Source organism: Williamsia sp. R60 (genome assembly GCF_054063855.1).
Genome location: NZ_JBSSGR010000003.1, coordinates 1,111,027 through 1,127,611, shown reverse-complemented (window position 1 = coordinate 1,127,611; position 16,585 = coordinate 1,111,027). Strand labels below are relative to the sequence as shown.

Annotated in this window: 16 protein-coding genes; 12 read left to right on the top strand and 4 right to left on the bottom strand. The window is 61.5% G+C overall.

Annotated features, from left to right (window positions below):
* Positions 1-342: 342 nt before the first annotated feature.
* Together ACVWY6_RS18720 and ACVWY6_RS18715 are read right to left on the bottom strand one after the other, a co-directional pair.
* Positions 343-468, bottom strand: coding sequence for a DUF6461 domain-containing protein (locus ACVWY6_RS18720; RefSeq protein ID WP_457540219.1), 126 nt, complete (start codon positions 466-468; stop codon positions 343-345).
* 138 nt (positions 469-606) lie between these two features.
* On the bottom strand, positions 607-1,293 hold the full coding sequence (locus tag ACVWY6_RS18715) for a TetR/AcrR family transcriptional regulator (protein ID WP_457540083.1): 687 nt from the start codon (positions 1,291-1,293) through the stop codon (positions 607-609).
* Between the two features lie 114 nt (positions 1,294-1,407).
* Here ACVWY6_RS18715 and ACVWY6_RS18710 point away from each other — a divergent pair, with 114 nt between their 5' ends.
* The 12 genes from ACVWY6_RS18710 to ACVWY6_RS18655 all read left to right on the top strand — a co-directional run bounded on the left by ACVWY6_RS18710 (position 1,408) and on the right by ACVWY6_RS18655 (position 13,125).
* Positions 1,408-1,602, top strand: a complete 195-nt coding sequence (locus ACVWY6_RS18710; protein WP_400723610.1) for a ferredoxin — start codon at positions 1,408-1,410, stop codon at positions 1,600-1,602.
* Between the two features lies 1 nt (position 1,603).
* A complete protein-coding gene (locus ACVWY6_RS18705; RefSeq protein WP_457540081.1) occupies positions 1,604-2,773 on the top strand; it encodes an NAD(P)/FAD-dependent oxidoreductase in 1,170 nt (389 codons plus the stop codon).
* A gap of 10 nt (positions 2,774-2,783) precedes the next feature.
* Positions 2,784-3,965, top strand: a complete 1,182-nt coding sequence (locus ACVWY6_RS18700; RefSeq protein ID WP_457540079.1) for a cytochrome P450 — start codon at positions 2,784-2,786, stop codon at positions 3,963-3,965.
* A 94-nt stretch (positions 3,966-4,059) separates the two neighbouring features.
* Complete coding sequence (locus ACVWY6_RS18695) at positions 4,060-4,917, top strand: fumarylacetoacetate hydrolase family protein (RefSeq protein ID WP_457540078.1); 858 nt, start codon at positions 4,060-4,062, stop codon at positions 4,915-4,917.
* Entirely contained in the window at positions 4,914-5,762 is an 849-nt protein-coding gene (locus ACVWY6_RS18690) for an SMP-30/gluconolactonase/LRE family protein (protein WP_457540076.1), read from the top strand. The genes ACVWY6_RS18695 and ACVWY6_RS18690 overlap by 4 nt, the downstream gene beginning before the upstream one ends.
* Before the next feature lie 16 nt (positions 5,763-5,778).
* A complete protein-coding gene (locus ACVWY6_RS18685; RefSeq protein ID WP_457540074.1) occupies positions 5,779-7,317 on the top strand; it encodes a bifunctional 3-(3-hydroxy-phenyl)propionate/3-hydroxycinnamic acid hydroxylase in 1,539 nt (512 codons plus the stop codon).
* Complete coding sequence (locus tag ACVWY6_RS18680; RefSeq protein WP_457540072.1) at positions 7,314-8,243, top strand: fumarylacetoacetate hydrolase family protein; 930 nt, start codon at positions 7,314-7,316, stop codon at positions 8,241-8,243. The genes ACVWY6_RS18685 and ACVWY6_RS18680 overlap by 4 nt, the downstream gene beginning before the upstream one ends.
* A 26-nt stretch (positions 8,244-8,269) precedes the next feature.
* Positions 8,270-9,739, top strand: coding sequence for a class I adenylate-forming enzyme family protein (locus tag ACVWY6_RS18675; RefSeq protein WP_457540070.1), 1,470 nt, complete (start codon positions 8,270-8,272; stop codon positions 9,737-9,739).
* Between the two features lie 83 nt (positions 9,740-9,822).
* Complete coding sequence (locus ACVWY6_RS18670; protein WP_457540069.1) at positions 9,823-10,707, top strand: VOC family protein; 885 nt, start codon at positions 9,823-9,825, stop codon at positions 10,705-10,707.
* Between the two features lie 419 nt (positions 10,708-11,126).
* Positions 11,127-11,354: a hypothetical protein gene (locus tag ACVWY6_RS18665; protein ID WP_457540067.1), complete on the top strand. Its 228-nt coding sequence runs from the start codon at positions 11,127-11,129 to the stop codon at positions 11,352-11,354.
* Positions 11,355-11,501: 147 nt separating this feature from the next.
* Positions 11,502-12,005, top strand: coding sequence for a hypothetical protein (locus ACVWY6_RS18660; protein ID WP_457540065.1), 504 nt, complete (start codon positions 11,502-11,504; stop codon positions 12,003-12,005).
* A gap of 454 nt (positions 12,006-12,459) precedes the next feature.
* Positions 12,460-13,125 (top strand): MBL fold metallo-hydrolase, encoded by a 666-nt coding sequence (locus ACVWY6_RS18655; RefSeq protein ID WP_400723580.1) that lies wholly within the window; start codon positions 12,460-12,462, stop codon positions 13,123-13,125.
* 1,287 nt (positions 13,126-14,412) lie between these two features.
* Here the strand turns inward: ACVWY6_RS18655 and ACVWY6_RS18650 are convergent.
* Positions 14,413-14,946 carry a DedA family protein gene (locus ACVWY6_RS18650; protein WP_457540217.1) on the bottom strand — a complete coding sequence of 178 codons (534 nt, stop codon included), beginning with the start codon at positions 14,944-14,946 and terminating at the stop codon, positions 14,413-14,415.
* A gap of 213 nt (positions 14,947-15,159) precedes the next feature.
* Positions 15,160-16,197, bottom strand: a complete 1,038-nt coding sequence (locus ACVWY6_RS18645) for an MCE family protein (RefSeq protein WP_457540063.1) — start codon at positions 16,195-16,197, stop codon at positions 15,160-15,162.
* Positions 16,198-16,585: the final 388 nt, after the last annotated feature.

Here is a 16,585-nt window from a genome sequence, read left to right as displayed (position 1 = left end):
GTCTGCCGGACGCTGCAAGTCTCCGAGTGCACGCTGAAACGGACGTCATCGCAATCACTCCGCGGGCTTCGTGACGAATGGCCAGCGTGACGCACGCGGAGTCCGCGCTAAAGCTGATTAGCGCAGAAGCTGCCGTTCGCTTCGGCGCAGGGCGACGACGACGCTATCAAGGGTTCCCGCGAAGGCGCCCGAAGTTCGCCGGTGACGTCGCTTTCTATCAAGGTCATAGCCCTTAACCGACATAGGGCATCTTATCGGCGTAACAAACTGTGGCGCATTGTCTTTCACCACCAGTGACGAAGACAATGCGAACGGCTGGGTGACGACTGATTCACAGGGCCGTCAAACCGGCCTCACCAATGCAGTCAGGAACGTCGACTCGTGAAGCACCGAGTGCGTCACCTGCACACCCGAAACGCGTTCCATCAGCGCCATAACAGCAACCGTGGTGTGCACCGACTTGACCAGGTCGTCCCGGCGTCTCTTTGCGCCGGGGACGCTTCACGTTCGGCTATCCGCGGATCACGAGCCCAGATGGAGTCGACGTAAACGGGCAGGGTTTGGTGCAGTACGGGCGGTTCAGCTGTCCGGCAGACCGCGTCGTCACTACCGTTCGGACTCTGCCTCCCGTTTCGGCGGCTCTGAGAGTAGGTATCTGATTGCGGTGTCGCGGAGTTCGTCTTTGAACTGGTCATCCGCGGTGTCGAGTTCGGAGGCGAAATCGGGACCGTATGCGACGTACATCGCCACTGATGACCAAAGGGTGCGGTAGCACGCGCTCAGAGCCGCGGGTACGTCGTCGTGGGTGTAGTCGTCCTCACGACTCTGAAGCAACATCGTGAAGGTGCGCCCCAGGGTTGTCATCCATTCCGATCCATGCCGTCGGACCTCCTCGTGCGATGCGGAAAGCCAGATTATGGACCGGATCAGACCTCGTCGCGTCAGGAAGATGTCTGCCACGGTTGTCACGGCGAATGAGATCAGATCCGCTGTGGGCACATCCTCATACGATTCTTCGTCTTTCTCGAGCACACGTCGTTCAGTGGTCATCTGATCGAGCGCGTTCTCGTACACGGCGAGGAACAGTGCATCTTTGTTCTGCACGCGCGAGTAGATCGCCGCGACCGACACCTCGGCTCGCTCACAGACCGCGCTGATCGTGAACGCATCCAGACCGTCCGTTTCGAGGATCGCGGCCCCGGCGTCGAGGACACGCCCCCAGGCAGCACGTGATCGCGCCTGTTTCGGCGGGCTCACCGCGGTCTGGGCGAGTTGCTGTTGGGTCTGTGGCACCCATCCATCTTAGGTCTACTCAAACAGAACCAGAATTCTTCTTCTGCTTGACATGGGCGAACGGACTTGTGACACTGGGCACAGTTGATGTGTCGATGTGACGAGGAGCCCGTAGTGAAAGTTGCCGTCGATCGAAACCGTTGCGAGGGTTACGGTTTCTGCGAAGAGAGGGCGCCGGAGATGTTCCGGCTCGATGAGGACGGCGAACTCGAAGTCCTGTCGGAATCGGCCCCCGAGGATGAGAAGGACGCAGTTCGCCGCGCTGTACGTAGCTGTCCGGTGGCGGCCTTGCTGCTGGACGAGTCCTGAGATGGTCGGTCTGGACGACACGGTCGTCGTGGTCGGCGCGTCGATTGCAGGCGTCACCGCAGTCGAAGAACTTCTTGGACTGGGCCACCGGGGCCGGATCGTTCTCATCGATTCTGACAATGCTGAGCCGTACGCTCGACCCCCGTTGTCGAAGGGGGTCCTCACCGGCGCTGACAAGCCCGACTCGGCGCAGTTGCCACCGCTGGACCGCTCGCGCGTCGAGATCGTGCTCGGTGACCGAGTCGTGGCTCTGGATCGAGACGGTCAGGCCGTCCGATTGGCGAGCGGTCGAGCTATTGCATACGGCGGGCTCGTCATCGCCTCGGGCGCCCGAGCGCGCACGTTGGCCAGCCTCGGCAAAAACGCCTCTGGGGTCGATGAGTACGTGGTTCGTTCCCTCCGCGACGCCGTCCGTCTACGCGATGCGATCACAGGCGCTTCGTCCATCGCTGTCGTCGGCGGCGGGGCGTTGGGTATGGAAATCGCCTCAGCCAGCGTGGGTTTGGGACTGTCCACAACAGTAGTCACCAATGAGGCGCCGATGCTGCGTCAGTGTGGGACCTGGATCTCCGATCTGGTCACGCGGCAAGCCATTGCCAGCGGTGTGGACATCCGCATCAATCCGGACGGCGCGTCGCTGGTCCGGTGCGATGATGGTCAACCGGCGGTCCAACTCTCAGACACGATGCTCCACGCAGATGTGATAGTCAGCGCGGTAGGTGACGTTCCGAACGTCGAGTGGCTTGAAGACACCGGCATCCACTGCTCTCCCGGCGTCGTCGTGGATTCGCGCTGCCGAGTCACCGACAACATTGTCGCTGCCGGCGATGTCGCTGCGATGGGTGACCCGCTTCGCCGTAGCCCGCAGTGGTCGAACGCAATCGATCAAGCCCGCGTGGCTGCTGCAGCATTGATGCTTGGCGACGCCGCCGATGAACTGATCCACCGTCCGTACTTCTGGACCGACCAGTTCGCACTCTCTTTGAAGATGGGCGGGCCCGCACCTTTCGTCGGCCAGCCCGAGATCGTCGATGGCTCCGTCGACGATCTTGCCGCGATCCTCCAGTGGAACGACAGCGGGCGGGCTAAGGGCGCTCTCGCACTGAACAAGCGTATTCCCATTTCCCGGCTACACCGAGTCGCTGGAAACCCAACTCAAACGCCCCGATAGGAGTGTTCCAATGACCACATCCGCAAGTATCTCGGATGTCGATCTTTTCTCCGACAACGCCTTGAACGATCCCTACCCAGCGTTCCGCGCACTTCGGGACACCGCCCCGGCTGTGTGGCTCAACCAGCTCAATTGTTGGGCGGTGCCCCGCTACACCGAGGTGCGTACGGTGCTCGGTGACTGGGAAAGATTCAGTGCTGCACAAGGAGTCGGGCTCAATGACGACGTGAACGCCATGTCGGTCGACACCGTGCTCGCCTCCGATCCGCCACTGCACGACACCCTTCGAGCGGTTCTCGCCGAAAGTCTGAGCCCGCGGGCAATTCGATCGCTCACCGACCACATCCGGTCCCAGGCGGACTCACTCGTCGAGTCGCTCGTCACACGCGGCACTTTCGATGCAGTCACCGAGCTGGCCCAGATCTTTCCCCCGTCCATTGTTGCCGACCTCCTCGGTATTCCCCACGAAGTTCGACCCCGTCTACTCCCCTGGGGCGACGCGATGTTCAACTCACTCGGACCCGCCAACGACCGCATGGTCGCCTCCCTACCCGATCTCGGTGAGATGTTCCAGTGGGCGCACACCGTCGCGCCCACCGAACTCGCCGAAGGCAGTATGGGTCGAGCAGTGTACGAAGCCGCTGATGCAGGAAAGATCGAACGTGAGCACGCGCCTCAGTTGCTGGCTGCGTACACCGCCGCCGCGATGGATACAACTGTGAACTCCATTGGGTCGGCCATCTGGCTGTTCAGTCAGCATCCGGAGCAATGGGCCGCCGTGCGCGAGGATCGATCACTCATCCCTTCCGCGTTCAACGAGGTACTTCGTTTCGAGAGTCCCGTCCACTACTTCACCCGTGTAGCGCCAGCCGCCACCGTCATCGACAACATCGACATCAAGACCGGTGACCGCGTCCTGGTGATGTACGGGTCGGCCAATCGTGACGAACGACATTACGGCGACAACGCTGACACGTTCGACATCACTCGTGACGCAAGTGACCACCTCGCCTTCGGTTACGGCCTTCACGGATGCGCGGGACAGGCTTTCGCCCGCATGGAAGCACACGCTCTGTTCGCCGCACTTGCCGACCGAGTAGAGACGTTCACGGCGGCGGGGCCGCCGGTCCGACACATCAACAACACCGTCCGCGGCCTCGGATCGCTGCCGGTGTCAGTGATCAGAGCGTAAGAAGCACGACCGGCAGTTTCCGCGAGCGCACTCGCGGTGACCGGGCCGACTCCTCTGACAATCCACTTGTCCCAACTGAATTGAGAGTATTTCTATGTTTGTTGCATCGGTACGCGGCCGCCTCACGGTGTTTGTCGACGGCACATCGGTAGATGTCGCGGACGCCAGTCAGGGCCGCTTCTCTGCGAACATCGCTGATATCTATCCCGTGTGGGGTGAGTTTCGCGAGTGGGGTAACGAGGTCGGCGCGAGCGGTTCCGGCGATGTTCCGGAGGAACGACTCGGGCCGCCGTCCCCGAATCCGTCGCAAGTGTTCGCCATCTCGTTGAACTACTCCGACCACGCCGAAGAAGCGAACCTCGTCATACCCGACTTCCCGTCGGTATTCACCAAGTTCCCGTCGTGCATCGGCGGGCCGGCCGACGACGTCGTTCTCGCCCGGCCGACAACCGACTGGGAACTCGAGCTCGTGGTTGTCATCGGACGAAGCGCCCACAACATCAGCCCGGCACAGGGATGGGACCATGTCGCGGGTCTCACTATCGGACAGGACATTTCCGACCGCACTCTACAGCTGGCCGGGATGCCCTATCCCCAGTTCAGTCTGGGAAAATCCCACCCCGGATACGGGCCGACCGGTCCATGGCTGGTCACCCCCGACGAACTGCCCAACCGAGACGACGTCGGACTTCGCTGCACGCTGGATGACGAAGTCGTGCAGGACTTCCGCACGTCGAAGCTCATCTTCCCCATCCCTGACCTCATCGCCCATCTGTCAACCGTCGTTGAGCTACGGCCCGGTGACCTAATCTTCACGGGCACGTCATCCGGTGTCGGGTTCGCCCGCGATCCCAAACGTTTCCTCTCGCCCGGGCAGCTGCTCACCAGCGAGATCGAGGGAATCGGCACCTTGCACACCAAGTTGGTCGACGGCAGCGGAGCCACAAAATGACCCCGGTCGTCATCCGCGACGACCTCCTGTGGGGAGAATCCCCGCGCGTTCATCAGGGCGCGCTCTGGTTCTCCGATACCCAGTCGAAGCAATTGGTTTCAGTTAGCGGCACGGAGGTTCTTCGCCGCTACCTGGACAGTCCTACCAACGGTCTGTGGTTTTTGCCCGACGGGCACCTGGCCGCAGCGCGCTGGTGGGACAAACGCATCGATGTACTTGTCGACGACGACTTCCAGCCCTATGCGGACCTTTCCGAGGTCGTACGAGATCGGCTGGGAGACATGGTCGGCACCGACGACGGACGGCTCTACGTCGACGAGATGGGCCCCGACCCCCACAGCGGTGAACCAGTCGGCCGACTGGTGACTGTCGCCCCAGACGGCACCGTCGGGGTTGCCGCGGATCAGCTCCGGTTCCCGAATGGCCTCGCCGTTGTCGACTCGACCCTCATCGTGGCCGAAACCCACGGAAGCCGGCTCACCGCCTTCGATATCGAACACGACGGCAGCCTGACCCATCGTCGAGTGTGGACCGACCTGACCGCCCTGTTCGATGCCCGGCATCGACCCGACGGCATCTGCGCCGTCGGCGATGGTTCGGTATGGGTCGCCACAACGACCGGCGAGCGGTTCGTGCGGGTTCGCGAAGGCAACGTGCTTGACGTCATCGAGACGCCTGGAGAGTTTGCGGTGGCGTGCTGCCTCGATGGCGACGACATCTATTACTCGACTTCTCGCAGTACCGATCCCTCGCTTGATCTGCTCACCGAAGCACTGCCCAAGAAGCTGATCCGCGGCACCATCACGCGAGCAAACATCGCACACCGGACGACCAGAACTCCCTGACTCTGAGAGTGACATCATGAACAACAACAACACGCAGGTCATTGTGCTGGGAGCCGGCCCAACCGGCCTCACTGCCGCGACATTGCTGGCCAACAGCGGCGTCGAGGTAGCCATAGTCGACCCGTTCCGCCTACCCGCCCACCATCCTCGTGCCACCCACATCGACGACGAGACGATGCGGTCATTCCAGTCGCTTGGGGCATCTCATCTTGAGCCGACGTGGCACCGGCAGGCAGACGGCAACTACCAGTTCTTCAACGCTTACGGCCAACTGATCCAGAGCTTTCCGTGGCGAACCACTCCCACCAATCAAGGATGGTACGGCGACTACCAATTCTTCCAGCCCGACTTCGAAAGCCACCTTCGCGGCCAGTTACATCAATCAGACTCGGCGACAACGTGGTTCGGCTGGCGAGCGCAGTCGATCGGACAGAGTGCCGACGGTGTGGAAGTCGCCGTGCGCAACGAACGCACCGGACAAGTCCGCGTACTGACCGCCGAGTACCTCATCGGTGCCGACGGCGCACGTTCGCTTGTCCGCGAATCGGTCACTGCCGAGGTCGAGGATCTGCACGCCACTCATCGATCCCTCATCCTCGACATCGTCCCCATCGCGGGCGAACCGAACCCCTCGGTGTTCACCTACACCCGCGCCGAGCTCCCCAACCCCATCACCGTCGTCCCGGGAGCACGCGGAATGGTTCGATTCGAGTTCCTGCTTATGGACGGTGATGCGACCGAAGACTTTGAGCAGCCCAGCAAATGGTACGACCTGTTGCAGCCCTACTACGCTGCCGGCTCCTACCGGATCATGCGCGCGGATGTGTATCGCTGGCAATCACTCTTGCCTAATGCATGGCGACGAGGTCGATTCTTCATCGCCGGCGACGCCGCCCACCAGATGACCCCCCACCTCGGGCAAGGCATGTGCTCTGGCATCCGGGACGCGATGAACCTGTCGTGGAAGGTCGTAGCCCGACTGCGCGGGGCCCCCGACCAGCTGCTCGACACCTACGAGTCCGAACGCAAACACCATGTTCGCGTCTACATGGAGGCCGCAGCCGGGGCGGCCAATGCAGTCGAGCACCTGGCCGCCAGCCCCGGGCCCCTCGACGACGTCCCGTCACTGATGGAGATCCCCTTCCCCATCCCGGAACTCGGGCACGGACTTCACGGTGAAACCAACGGCCCGGCGGGTGCGCTGAGCATTCAGCCGCGGCTGCGCAACGGCACCCTCCTCGACGACATGGTCGGCTACAACTTCGCCGTCGTCGGCGACCCGAGCGTCATCGGCGACGTCGACTCGTCGACCACGGCCATTTGGGCGCGGATGGGTGCCGTGGTGATCACGGACCTGGACGCGACAACTCGACAGTGGCTCAACGGTTTCGGCGTGCACGCCGTCGTCATCCGCCCGGACCGGTACGTCTTCGACGGCGCGAAAGACGCAGCCCAGCTCGACACCCTGTCTGCCCGGCTGGAGGCCGCCGTCGGTGCGTCCGATCCCGCAGTGGCACAGCTCCCCGGCACTGCGCGGGAGTTGACCGCTCGATGAGGTTTGTAACCTACATATCCAGCACCGGCGACGACCGCGTCGGCATTGTCGACGGCGCCGAGGTGATCGGTCTGGCTCCCGGCCTCGACATGGTCTCTCTTATCGAGAACGGCGATCTGCTCGAACAAGGTCACCAACTCGCCCAGCACCCACACGAAACGGTCTCGCTGGCCGCTGTCGTGCTGCGCGCGCCGTTGCAACCCCGCTCGATCCGCGACTGCGCAGGGTTCCTTCAGCACCTGCGCAACCTCGCCGACGCCGTCGACCTCCCCGTCGACGACAGACACACCCAGTTCCCACCGTTCTACTTCACCAATCCGGACACCCGCATAGGGCCGCACGACCCCGTACCCATCGCACCGAACAGCGAGCGCTTCGATTTCGAACTCGAAATCGCCGCGGTCATCGGCAGATCCGGGTCGAACATCGCCTACACCGAGGCCGAGTCACACATCGCCGGCTACATGCTCTTCTGCGACTGGAGTGCACGCGACCTGCAGGTCCAGGAAATGCCGTTGCGTCTGGGGCCGGCCAAGGGAAAGGACACTGCGAACACCATCGGCCCGTATCTCGTCACGCCCGACGAGATCGAACCATACCGCGCACAGAAGGCCTTCGACCTTCGTATGACCGCACACGTCAACGGAAACCTCGTCACCGACGGCCGGTGGAACACAATCGACTGGGGATTCCCGGACATGATCGCCTACGCCTCTCGAGGCACCCGACTGCGCGCCGGGGACCTCATCGGCTCGGGCACGGTCGAGACCGGGTGTCTGTTCGAGCACTTCGTCGCCGACTCCAGCCGGTTCCAGGGGTGGCTGACGCCCGGTGACCTCGTAGAACTCAGCGTCGAACACCTGGGCACCCTCACCCACCGGGTAACCGAGGCCGACGTCATATCACCACTGAGCAGCGGATACTGACCATGGACATCACCCTGAGATCGCTCATGACCACAGCGATCGACCGATTCGACGATCGCGCCGCGATCGTCACTCCTACCGGGACCCTCTCCTACGGGCAACTCATCGAGCGGGCGAATCGACTCGCGCATCTCCTCATCGAGATGGGTGTTCGCAGTGGATACCCCATCGCGCTGATGATGAAGAACAGCGCTGAATGGGCGATCGCCGACCAGGCCATCATCCGTGCCGGTGGAGCGAAGGTCCCGATCAACGACATGTTGACCGCCGGCGAGATCGACTACATTCTCCGTGATTCCGGCGCCCGGATCGCTATCATCGACGACCATTTCGTCTCCATCGCCGAAGCTGCTGACCTCGACCACGTCGTCAACCTCTCGGCGGCACCGGGCGATGGCCGGCCGAGCAACCCAGGTGATCTGCCCGACATCACCGTCGCCGCCGACGACACCGCACTAATCCTTTACACCGGAGGAACCACCGGACAGCAGAAGGGAGTTGTCCACTCACATCGGAGCCTGGCCGCCAACCTGCTCGCCCATCAAATCGAGATCGGTCTACTCGACGACGAGCAGATGCTGCTGACGGCCCCGCTCGCTCATTCGGCTGGATTTCTCCTCCAAGCGGGGCTCTGCCGCGGGGCAACGATCACCATAGAGCAGAAGTTTGACGTCGACGAGGTCCTTCGGCAGATCGACGATGGTTCGGTCACCTTTCTGTTCATGGTCCCTACGATGATCTACCGCCTGCTCGACGCAGCCGAAAAAGACGGCAAACAACGGCAGCAATCCGCGCTACGCACGATTCTCTACGGCGCGGCACCGATCACCTCAGAACGGCTTCGTCGGGGACTCGACGTGTTCGGACCGGTGTTCATGCAGCTGTACGGACAATCCGAAGCCCCCAACTTCCTGACGCGCCTCACCCGCCAGGACCACCAATCAGCAGACCCGCACCGGTTGACAAGCTGCGGCAGACCAGCGGGAATGGTACGCATCGCGGTTCTCGATCCCAACGGCAATCAGGTTGCCACCGGCCAGATCGGGGAGATCTGCGCGCAGGCGCCCTACCTGATGGACGGATACCTCGGTCTGGATACAAAGACCCGAGAAACCCTCCAGCACGGTTGGTTACACACCGGAGACATCGGAAGCGTCGACGCCGACGGCTACGTCTACCTTCTCGACCGGAAGAACGACATGGTGATCAGCGGCGGCATGAACGTCTACACCTCCGAAGTCGAACAGGTGATCAGCGCCTGCCCAGGCGTCTCAGCTGTTGCGGTCGTCGGCGTCCCGCATCCCGATTGGGGCGAGGCCGTGGTCGCCTTCATCGATCCCTCATCGCACTACGACGAAAGACTCGTTCGGGAAGCCTGTCGCGAGAGCCTCGCCACGTACAAGCGCCCGAAAGCCATTGTCACACAATCACCTTTGCCTACCACCGCCGTAGGAAAGATCGACAAGAAGGCGCTGCGTACCCAGCCGATCGAGTGACTCCCCCGACCACTCGACCAGACTCCGAACTCAACCACAGGTCACAACTTCAATCACGTGACGCGACACAGAAGGAATCTACGATGACGCCAACCGGATCGATCACTGCGATGGGATACATCGCTCTGCGCACCACAGACCTGGCTGCCTCGACGAAACTTGCGGCCGACGTCTTCGGTCTCAAGACCGTCGACAACTCCAGTACGAAATCCTATCTGGCAGCATCAAACACACACCACGAGTTGGTCTACATGTCGTCCGACGCCAACGGCGTCGACCACATCGGACTAGTCGCGGCGAGCGTTGACGACCTGATGGCGATCCGAGAAAAGGTGCGGCGCGGCGGATGGAAGATCGTTGCCGAACAACCGATCGAGGAGCACATCGACCAGGGCTTCGCGTTCGTGGGCCCGATGGGCTTCACCTGGCACATCTACACGGGTATGGCGATCCTCGACCAACGAGACGGTGGCATCGGGCCCGACCGCTACGGCCACATCAACCTCAAGGTCAAAGACTCGATCGCGATGACGAAGTTCCTCGTCGAGGTGTTCGACTTCCGAGTCTCCGATCGGATCGGAGAAGACTTCGCCTTCTTCCTGCGATGCAACCCAGAACATCACGGTATCGCTGTCGTCAAAGCACCCGATGAAGAGCCATCCATGCATCACCACGCCTGGCAGGCGCAAAGCATCGTTGACCTCGGCCACCTCGCCGATCGGTTGAACAAAGCGGGGTCACGCCTGTTCTGGGGTCCCGTTCGACACGGCGCCGGCCACAACATCGCCGCCTACTTCGTCGAGCCGGGCGCCGGGCTCGTCGAGCTCTACACCGACATGGAAATGATCTACGACAAAGAGCGCGACGCAATCATCTGGGATTTCGACGACCCCGGCTGGCTGAGTCAATGGGACGGTCTGTCACCGGAAACGATGCTGTCGTACGGTATTCCGCCCGTACAACGGTGACCCTTCGCCGCCGAGGACACTCCAAGCACGTGAGAAGGATCTGCGCAACCCATGACAAGAAATCGAGCAGTTACATACTCCGCGCCGGGGGTAGTCGAAGTCCGCGATATCGACCATCCGACCTTCGCGGTCAAGGACGGCCCCGAGGTTGATCCGGCCAACATCGGACGGCCGTGTCCGCATGGAGTGATCCTGCGTGTGGTGTCGACGAATATCTGCGGCAGCGACCAGCACTGGTGCGCGGGCGCACGACGGCACCCGAAGGACTCGTACTCGGACACGAAATCACCGGTGAGGTGGTCGAAGTGGGTCCGGACGTCGAATCTTCCCCACCGACTACCACTGGTGCGTCACCGCCGGAGCTGGCCCGGGAAGCAGCGTCTACATCGCCGGCGCCGGCCACAGTGCTGAACTCCCTGATGGAACTCACCCATGCCGGTGGCGCGATTGGCATCCCGGGACTTTACGTCACCGGGGATCCCGGCGGAGTCGATGACCTGGCCAAGCGTGGCAGCCTCTCCCTCAGCCTCGGAACCGGCTGGGCGAAGTCGTTATCCTTCAGCACCGGACAGTGTCCGATAATGCGCTACCACCGACCGCTGATGAAAGCGATCCTCGCCGACAAGGTAACGAATACGAAAACCTAGATGGCAGTGAGGTTTCCATCGACACCGTCCTCCGCCCTTAGATAACACGTCAGCAACGAACCGCAGGCACCTGAACTCGTGACCCCATGCGAGGTGCCGACAAACTCGTCACCCCCCACCACCGACCCACACTTCCCAGGAGCAACCGTGACCACGCAAACCCCCACCCAGACCCAATCCATCAACATCCGGACGCTCGCCGCCGCCCTAGGTGCAGCGGTCTTGTTCGCGATCTCCCTCTGGGGACCGGCGTGGTTGTTCATACCCGCAAGCCCCGCCCCGCCGATCCCGGCAATGGCGCTCGACTTCAGTGGTCTCGACGCTGCCGTGCACTCGGGCATGGCCCCCACCAACGGATTCCAGCAAAGCTACTTCGGATGGCTAGCCTGGACCACTGCAATCATCTGCACAATACTTGCGTTCGCATCGTCAGTTCTGGCCCGTAAGGCAATCGCCACCGCGACCATCATCGCAGGTATTGTGGGGCTTGTCTTCCTCGTTTTCGGCACCAAGGGACCGTTGGGCTGGTCGGCCTACATTGACCAGATCCCCAATTTGCGGGCAGGGAGCTACCTGTCCATCGTTGCCTTACTGCTCGTCGTTGCAAGTGGCCTTGCCAGCAGCTCCCCGCAAGTAACTGCCAAGAAGTAGCCCCCAAACACCGCCAGCGCCAACGATTTCCACCGGGCGGGGACAACGATGGCACCCTGCTTGCCCCCTCCCCGAGGTTCGCATCTCACCCCGCTCTCATATCGAGCCCGCTGTCGTAGTGTCTATGATCGTCATAATCGCTGTGGCGCAGTATTTTTCGGCAGACGCGCCATACGCGCCTCGAACCAAGGGCCTTCACAAGCACCGAGATGGGACATACTCCAGCGATGGAGGTATTGCGCACGAGTAGCTCCACCGACCGCCAGATCCCGAGCGAGCGGGATATAAGGACCGCTTGTCAAGTCGTCGTTCTCAGCAGGCGACCAATACTACCGATTGGCCCCTTCAGGTGATCCACCTTGACTTGAAGTCGACTTCAACTCGTACCGTAGGAAGCCAATGGACCATAACGCATCTGTGAACTCGGGTGCGTTCGGCCGAGAAAGAGGATGACATGACGCCGTTCGGAAGCGAACTCCTGGAATCGCCCGTGCAGGGCTTACTAGCCACCCCGACCGCGCGGTTGCCCTACCAACACAACGTGCTTCTACGCTCCTACGTGCTGGAGCGTCCCCAAGGCAATGTGATCGTCTACAACTCGCCCGGCGTCAGCAGCTCAGCAAGTGCGATACGCGCCCTGGGGGCGCCCACGCGACTCCTCGTCAACCACGGCCACGAGGCCATGTATGGGCAACCCGAACTAGACGTGCCTATTTGGGGACACGAAAGAGATCACGCAGAACTTGTCAAGTCACTCAAAGTAACTGGCAACTTCAAGGAACGGACGATGATTGACAATGATCTCGAAGTCATCCCCACACCCGGACACACGGCCGGAACAACGTCCTTTCTCTGGGATAACGGCACCCATCGGTTTCTCTTCACCGGTGACTTCATCTGGATCGAAGACGGACAATGGAAGGCCGTCGTCCTCGAACCCGCCCTCCGCGGCGACTACTTGGATAGCCTCACGCTTGCCCGCGGTCTCGACTTTGATGTACTCGTTCCGTGGGGCACGACAGAGGGCGGTCCATCAATCGGCGTGGTCGAACATCCGTCGGAAAAGCACGACCGTATCGACGCGATCATTGGTCGTGTCGAAGCCGGGGGTAGCCGCTAACAATAGCAACTCACATAGGTAGATCCTGGGTTAGATGTGGCCGCCTCAAGGGGTACGCCCGGGTCCGAGTTCGTTTCGCGGTGAACGTTATCCGTCTCTGAATTCAAACCGGCGCATTCTGCTTGTCACAGCGAGGCCGACGTTGAGAGAAGGATCAACGGTCCGAGGTGCCGAGTAGTCAGAGTCCAGTCACCCAACCCCGACCGTCGTCGGCACCGCCATTATGGAATCTCTGACGACACCTGCGGCAACTTACTCAGCTTTCACCCCGAGGAGTTCGCGTCGAACTGACGTACGTGCCGACCATCAGCGCGGAGACCTCGAAGCTCGCGCTCGAAACGTTTGCGCTCGACCAGCACCGATCCCGATCAACCCGAAACTGTCGCCCCGCTCATCGATTTCAGTTTTGGCGGCATCGAGCACGGCCTCACACCGAGCGTCAACATCGACTTTCGACACAATCGGACGGCCCCGTTTGCGCCGACCCACCTCGTTGGCCGCCTGAAGCAATTCTGTCTCCACCCCACCCAACAAGTCTCCGCCCCTCCCCTGACGAGCCCGGCAGCCAAGCGCGACAAACCGTTGCACGGTTGCGATCTGGACAAACCCTGCGTGGTCGCTACCTACGCGACAGGACCACTGTTTTTCACCATTTCCGGCGTGCGGGTTCCGTGTGCTGCTGTCTACCGCGAACCGGACAGGTGGCTCTCGCCAGTTCATCCAACCCAGATCCTCCAGACATACTCGAGGCCGGAAGGACTTGATTTCGACCGTGATCGGTCGTGCCGCAATACGTTCAGTGATCGGCCATCACATATGCCTGCAAGCGGGGCCGCGAACAAAGAGTCATTAGGACAGGGGACGGTGGATAATTGCGCCTACGACATCACATCCTCGTTCTGGAGAGCGGCCACGGCTGATCGAGTGAGCGGGGAGTTGGCTTCCCCACGGAGGCGGGTCGGCCGAAGACGTTTCGCCGCCAGTGAACGTGCGCTGATGACTAATCACTACTGGCTATTAACGTGCGGCTCGGCCGCGCGAATACAATCGTGCCGGTCCCAGCGCCGGTGTCCACCAACGATGGCCAGATGGGCTAATCGATGTGCTGAATTACAACGTAGGGATCACAGTGGTCCGTGTTGTCCCCTCAGGAGACCTCGTCACCATCAGCTCGCCCGGCGCACCAGGGCATTCGACACCCGCGGGCGTGTCACCTTCAGCGCGAGAGAGAAGAGAATTGTGCTGTCGTTACTCAGTACATGGCGAATTCGTGGTCGAACCGGCTGTTCAAGCGGGGCGTTCAGACCTTGCGCATTGCCTTGCGCGTGCTATTGCACCGCTAACGAGTAACGCTAACGCGAACCCTGCACCGACCGCCAGGAGCGGGTTATCTTGAAACGCGGCGCCTCCTAGGTAGCCGGCGAGCACGGTGTAAGTACTCCAGGCCGCGACGGAAATCGCGGTGTAGGTGGCGAACTTCGGCCAGCGCAGTCTGGTGATGCCTGCGCACAACGTGACCAGATACCGTCCGACCGGGATAAACCTGGAGGTAATGAGAACGTAGCCGGCCCGAGTATCGAGTTCGGAGTGGATCCAGTCGTACGCCCTACGCCGCCTGGTGTCCGGGAGAAGGCGTCTGAGTATCGGATCTGCTGCGACACGACCAACCCCGTAGGGAATCGTGTCTCCAGCGAAAGCCCCTACGGCGGTGGCAGCGACGACGAGGATCAAATTAGCGTCCCCGGTCGCCGCAGCTACGCCGGCGACGACGACTACGGGCTCGCTGGGAACCGCTGGCAAAAACGAGTCGAGTAGTGACACCACGATCAAGATGAGGTAGAGCCAGGGCGACGACGTCAGCTCGTCTGCGAGTTGGAGCCAATTGATCACAGGTCAAAGGCTCCAGTCGGTAGGTTCAGTAATGCGCGATCCCTGCGGGTAGCGACAGGTGTTGGTGGGCACTGAGTCGGTTTGCCGAGACTCTGCCCAGCGCAGCAAGTTACGTCTCGCCTACAAAGTTGTCTTGTTGCCACCTCATCTGCCACCTAGCAGGCTGCTGACGCCATTGTTTCCTTGCTTCTGTTTGATCGGCAAACGCGTGGTGTTCTGCTGCGGCAAGCTAGGGGGTAGCAGGTTGGTGATGATTCCGTCGAACCAGTGGCCACTCCCGATCACGTTGGTGAAGAGTCGGTAGAACGGCGCCATGTAGGTGAGGGACTGACGCAGGTTCTCGTTCTGGTCGTTGAGGATCTCGATCACCTGACGCAGAGTTTCCAGCGTCGGGCCGATCTGCTCCTGGTTGTCCTTGACGATTCCGCTGAGGGCATCGGAGAGCGTGATCGTGCTCGAGAGCAGCCGTGAGATCGACTGCTGACGATTGTTCAGTTCCTCGAGCAACTGGCCCGCACCGTTGATCAATCGCTCGAACTCCTGGTTGCGGTCGGCGAGGATCTTGGAGGTGTCCTTGGTCGCCTCCAACAGTTCCTGGACCTTCTGGTCGCGGCTCGCGATGGTCTCCGACAGCCGGGTGAGCCCGTCGAGCGAGGCACGCAGGTCGGCCGGTGTGCCCGAGAAGGCATCCGACAACGTGCGCATGCTGGTCGCGAGCTGGTTGGTGTCGACTTCCTCGATCTGATCGGCGGCGTCGGAGAACGCCTCGATCACGTCATACGGCGAGGTGGTCCGGCTCAGCGGGATGACGTCCTTGGGATCGGCGAGTTCACTGCCCTGCGGATCGAGGGCAATGTACTTCTGGCCCAGGACGGTCTTGATCTGGATCGACGCCGTGGTCTGGTCGCCGATCCACGTTCCCTGAACTTTCATGCGCACAAGGACTTTGGAGCCGTCGAGCGCGACCGACTGCACGGCGCCCACCTTGACCCCGGCCACTCGCACCTCGGCGCCCGGTCTGAGGCCTGCTGCCTCGGAAAAGTTCGCTGAATAGGTGATGCCGGCCCCGAGGAGCGGGAGCGAGGTCAAGAAGAATGCCGACGTCGACATCATCAGGATCACCAGGATGCCGATGAATCCGACTGTGACAGGGCTTCGCCCGTGCTCCGGCGGCTCGATCATGTCTCAATCGCTTCATTGGCCCTGTCCGCCACTGACCTACGCCTCTCACTAGTGCACATAGTTGATCGCCGCGTCCGGGCGACCTATCGCTGTCGAGAGATCGCTTGCCGCCGTACGGAACTACGGCTGCACGACTCGGATGGCGCCCCGACTGTTCTGAGGTTCGAAGCCGCGTCGCCTTCACCGGCCAGGCATCGACGTCGCCGTGCCGGAACAACATATCCCCGGTTCTGACTATTTCCTCATCTATGAGTACATTGTCAGCCACTTCGGTGCAATAGCACTCCTCAAAAACCCCGTCCACACAGAACGTGCACCATGCGACGTGACGTTCAGCACAACCGCGTTCACAACTGACGAAATTCCAACTCGCCATCGCCCTTGACTG

What these genes read in the sequence shown, in the direction of transcription:
- ACVWY6_RS18705 (WP_457540081.1), top strand. Translation starts at nt 1,604, where the DNA reads ATGGTCGGTCTGGACGACACGGTCGTCGTGGTCGGCGCGTCGATTGCA.
- ACVWY6_RS18700 (WP_457540079.1), top strand. Translation starts at nt 2,784, where the DNA reads ATGACCACATCCGCAAGTATCTCGGATGTCGATCTTTTCTCCGACAAC.
- ACVWY6_RS18695 (WP_457540078.1), top strand. Translation starts at nt 4,060, where the DNA reads ATGTTTGTTGCATCGGTACGCGGCCGCCTCACGGTGTTTGTCGACGGC.
- ACVWY6_RS18690 (WP_457540076.1), top strand. Translation starts at nt 4,914, where the DNA reads ATGACCCCGGTCGTCATCCGCGACGACCTCCTGTGGGGAGAATCCCCG.
- ACVWY6_RS18685 (WP_457540074.1), top strand. Translation starts at nt 5,779, where the DNA reads ATGAACAACAACAACACGCAGGTCATTGTGCTGGGAGCCGGCCCAACC.
- ACVWY6_RS18680 (WP_457540072.1), top strand. Translation starts at nt 7,314, where the DNA reads ATGAGGTTTGTAACCTACATATCCAGCACCGGCGACGACCGCGTCGGC.
- ACVWY6_RS18675 (WP_457540070.1), top strand. Translation starts at nt 8,270, where the DNA reads ATGACCACAGCGATCGACCGATTCGACGATCGCGCCGCGATCGTCACT.
- ACVWY6_RS18670 (WP_457540069.1), top strand. Translation starts at nt 9,823, where the DNA reads ATGACGCCAACCGGATCGATCACTGCGATGGGATACATCGCTCTGCGC.
- ACVWY6_RS18665 (WP_457540067.1), top strand. Translation starts at nt 11,127, where the DNA reads ATGGAACTCACCCATGCCGGTGGCGCGATTGGCATCCCGGGACTTTAC.
- ACVWY6_RS18655 (WP_400723580.1), top strand. Translation starts at nt 12,460, where the DNA reads ATGACGCCGTTCGGAAGCGAACTCCTGGAATCGCCCGTGCAGGGCTTA.
- ACVWY6_RS18645 (WP_457540063.1), bottom strand. Translation starts at nt 16,197, where the DNA reads ATGATCGAGCCGCCGGAGCACGGGCGAAGCCCTGTCACAGTCGGATTC.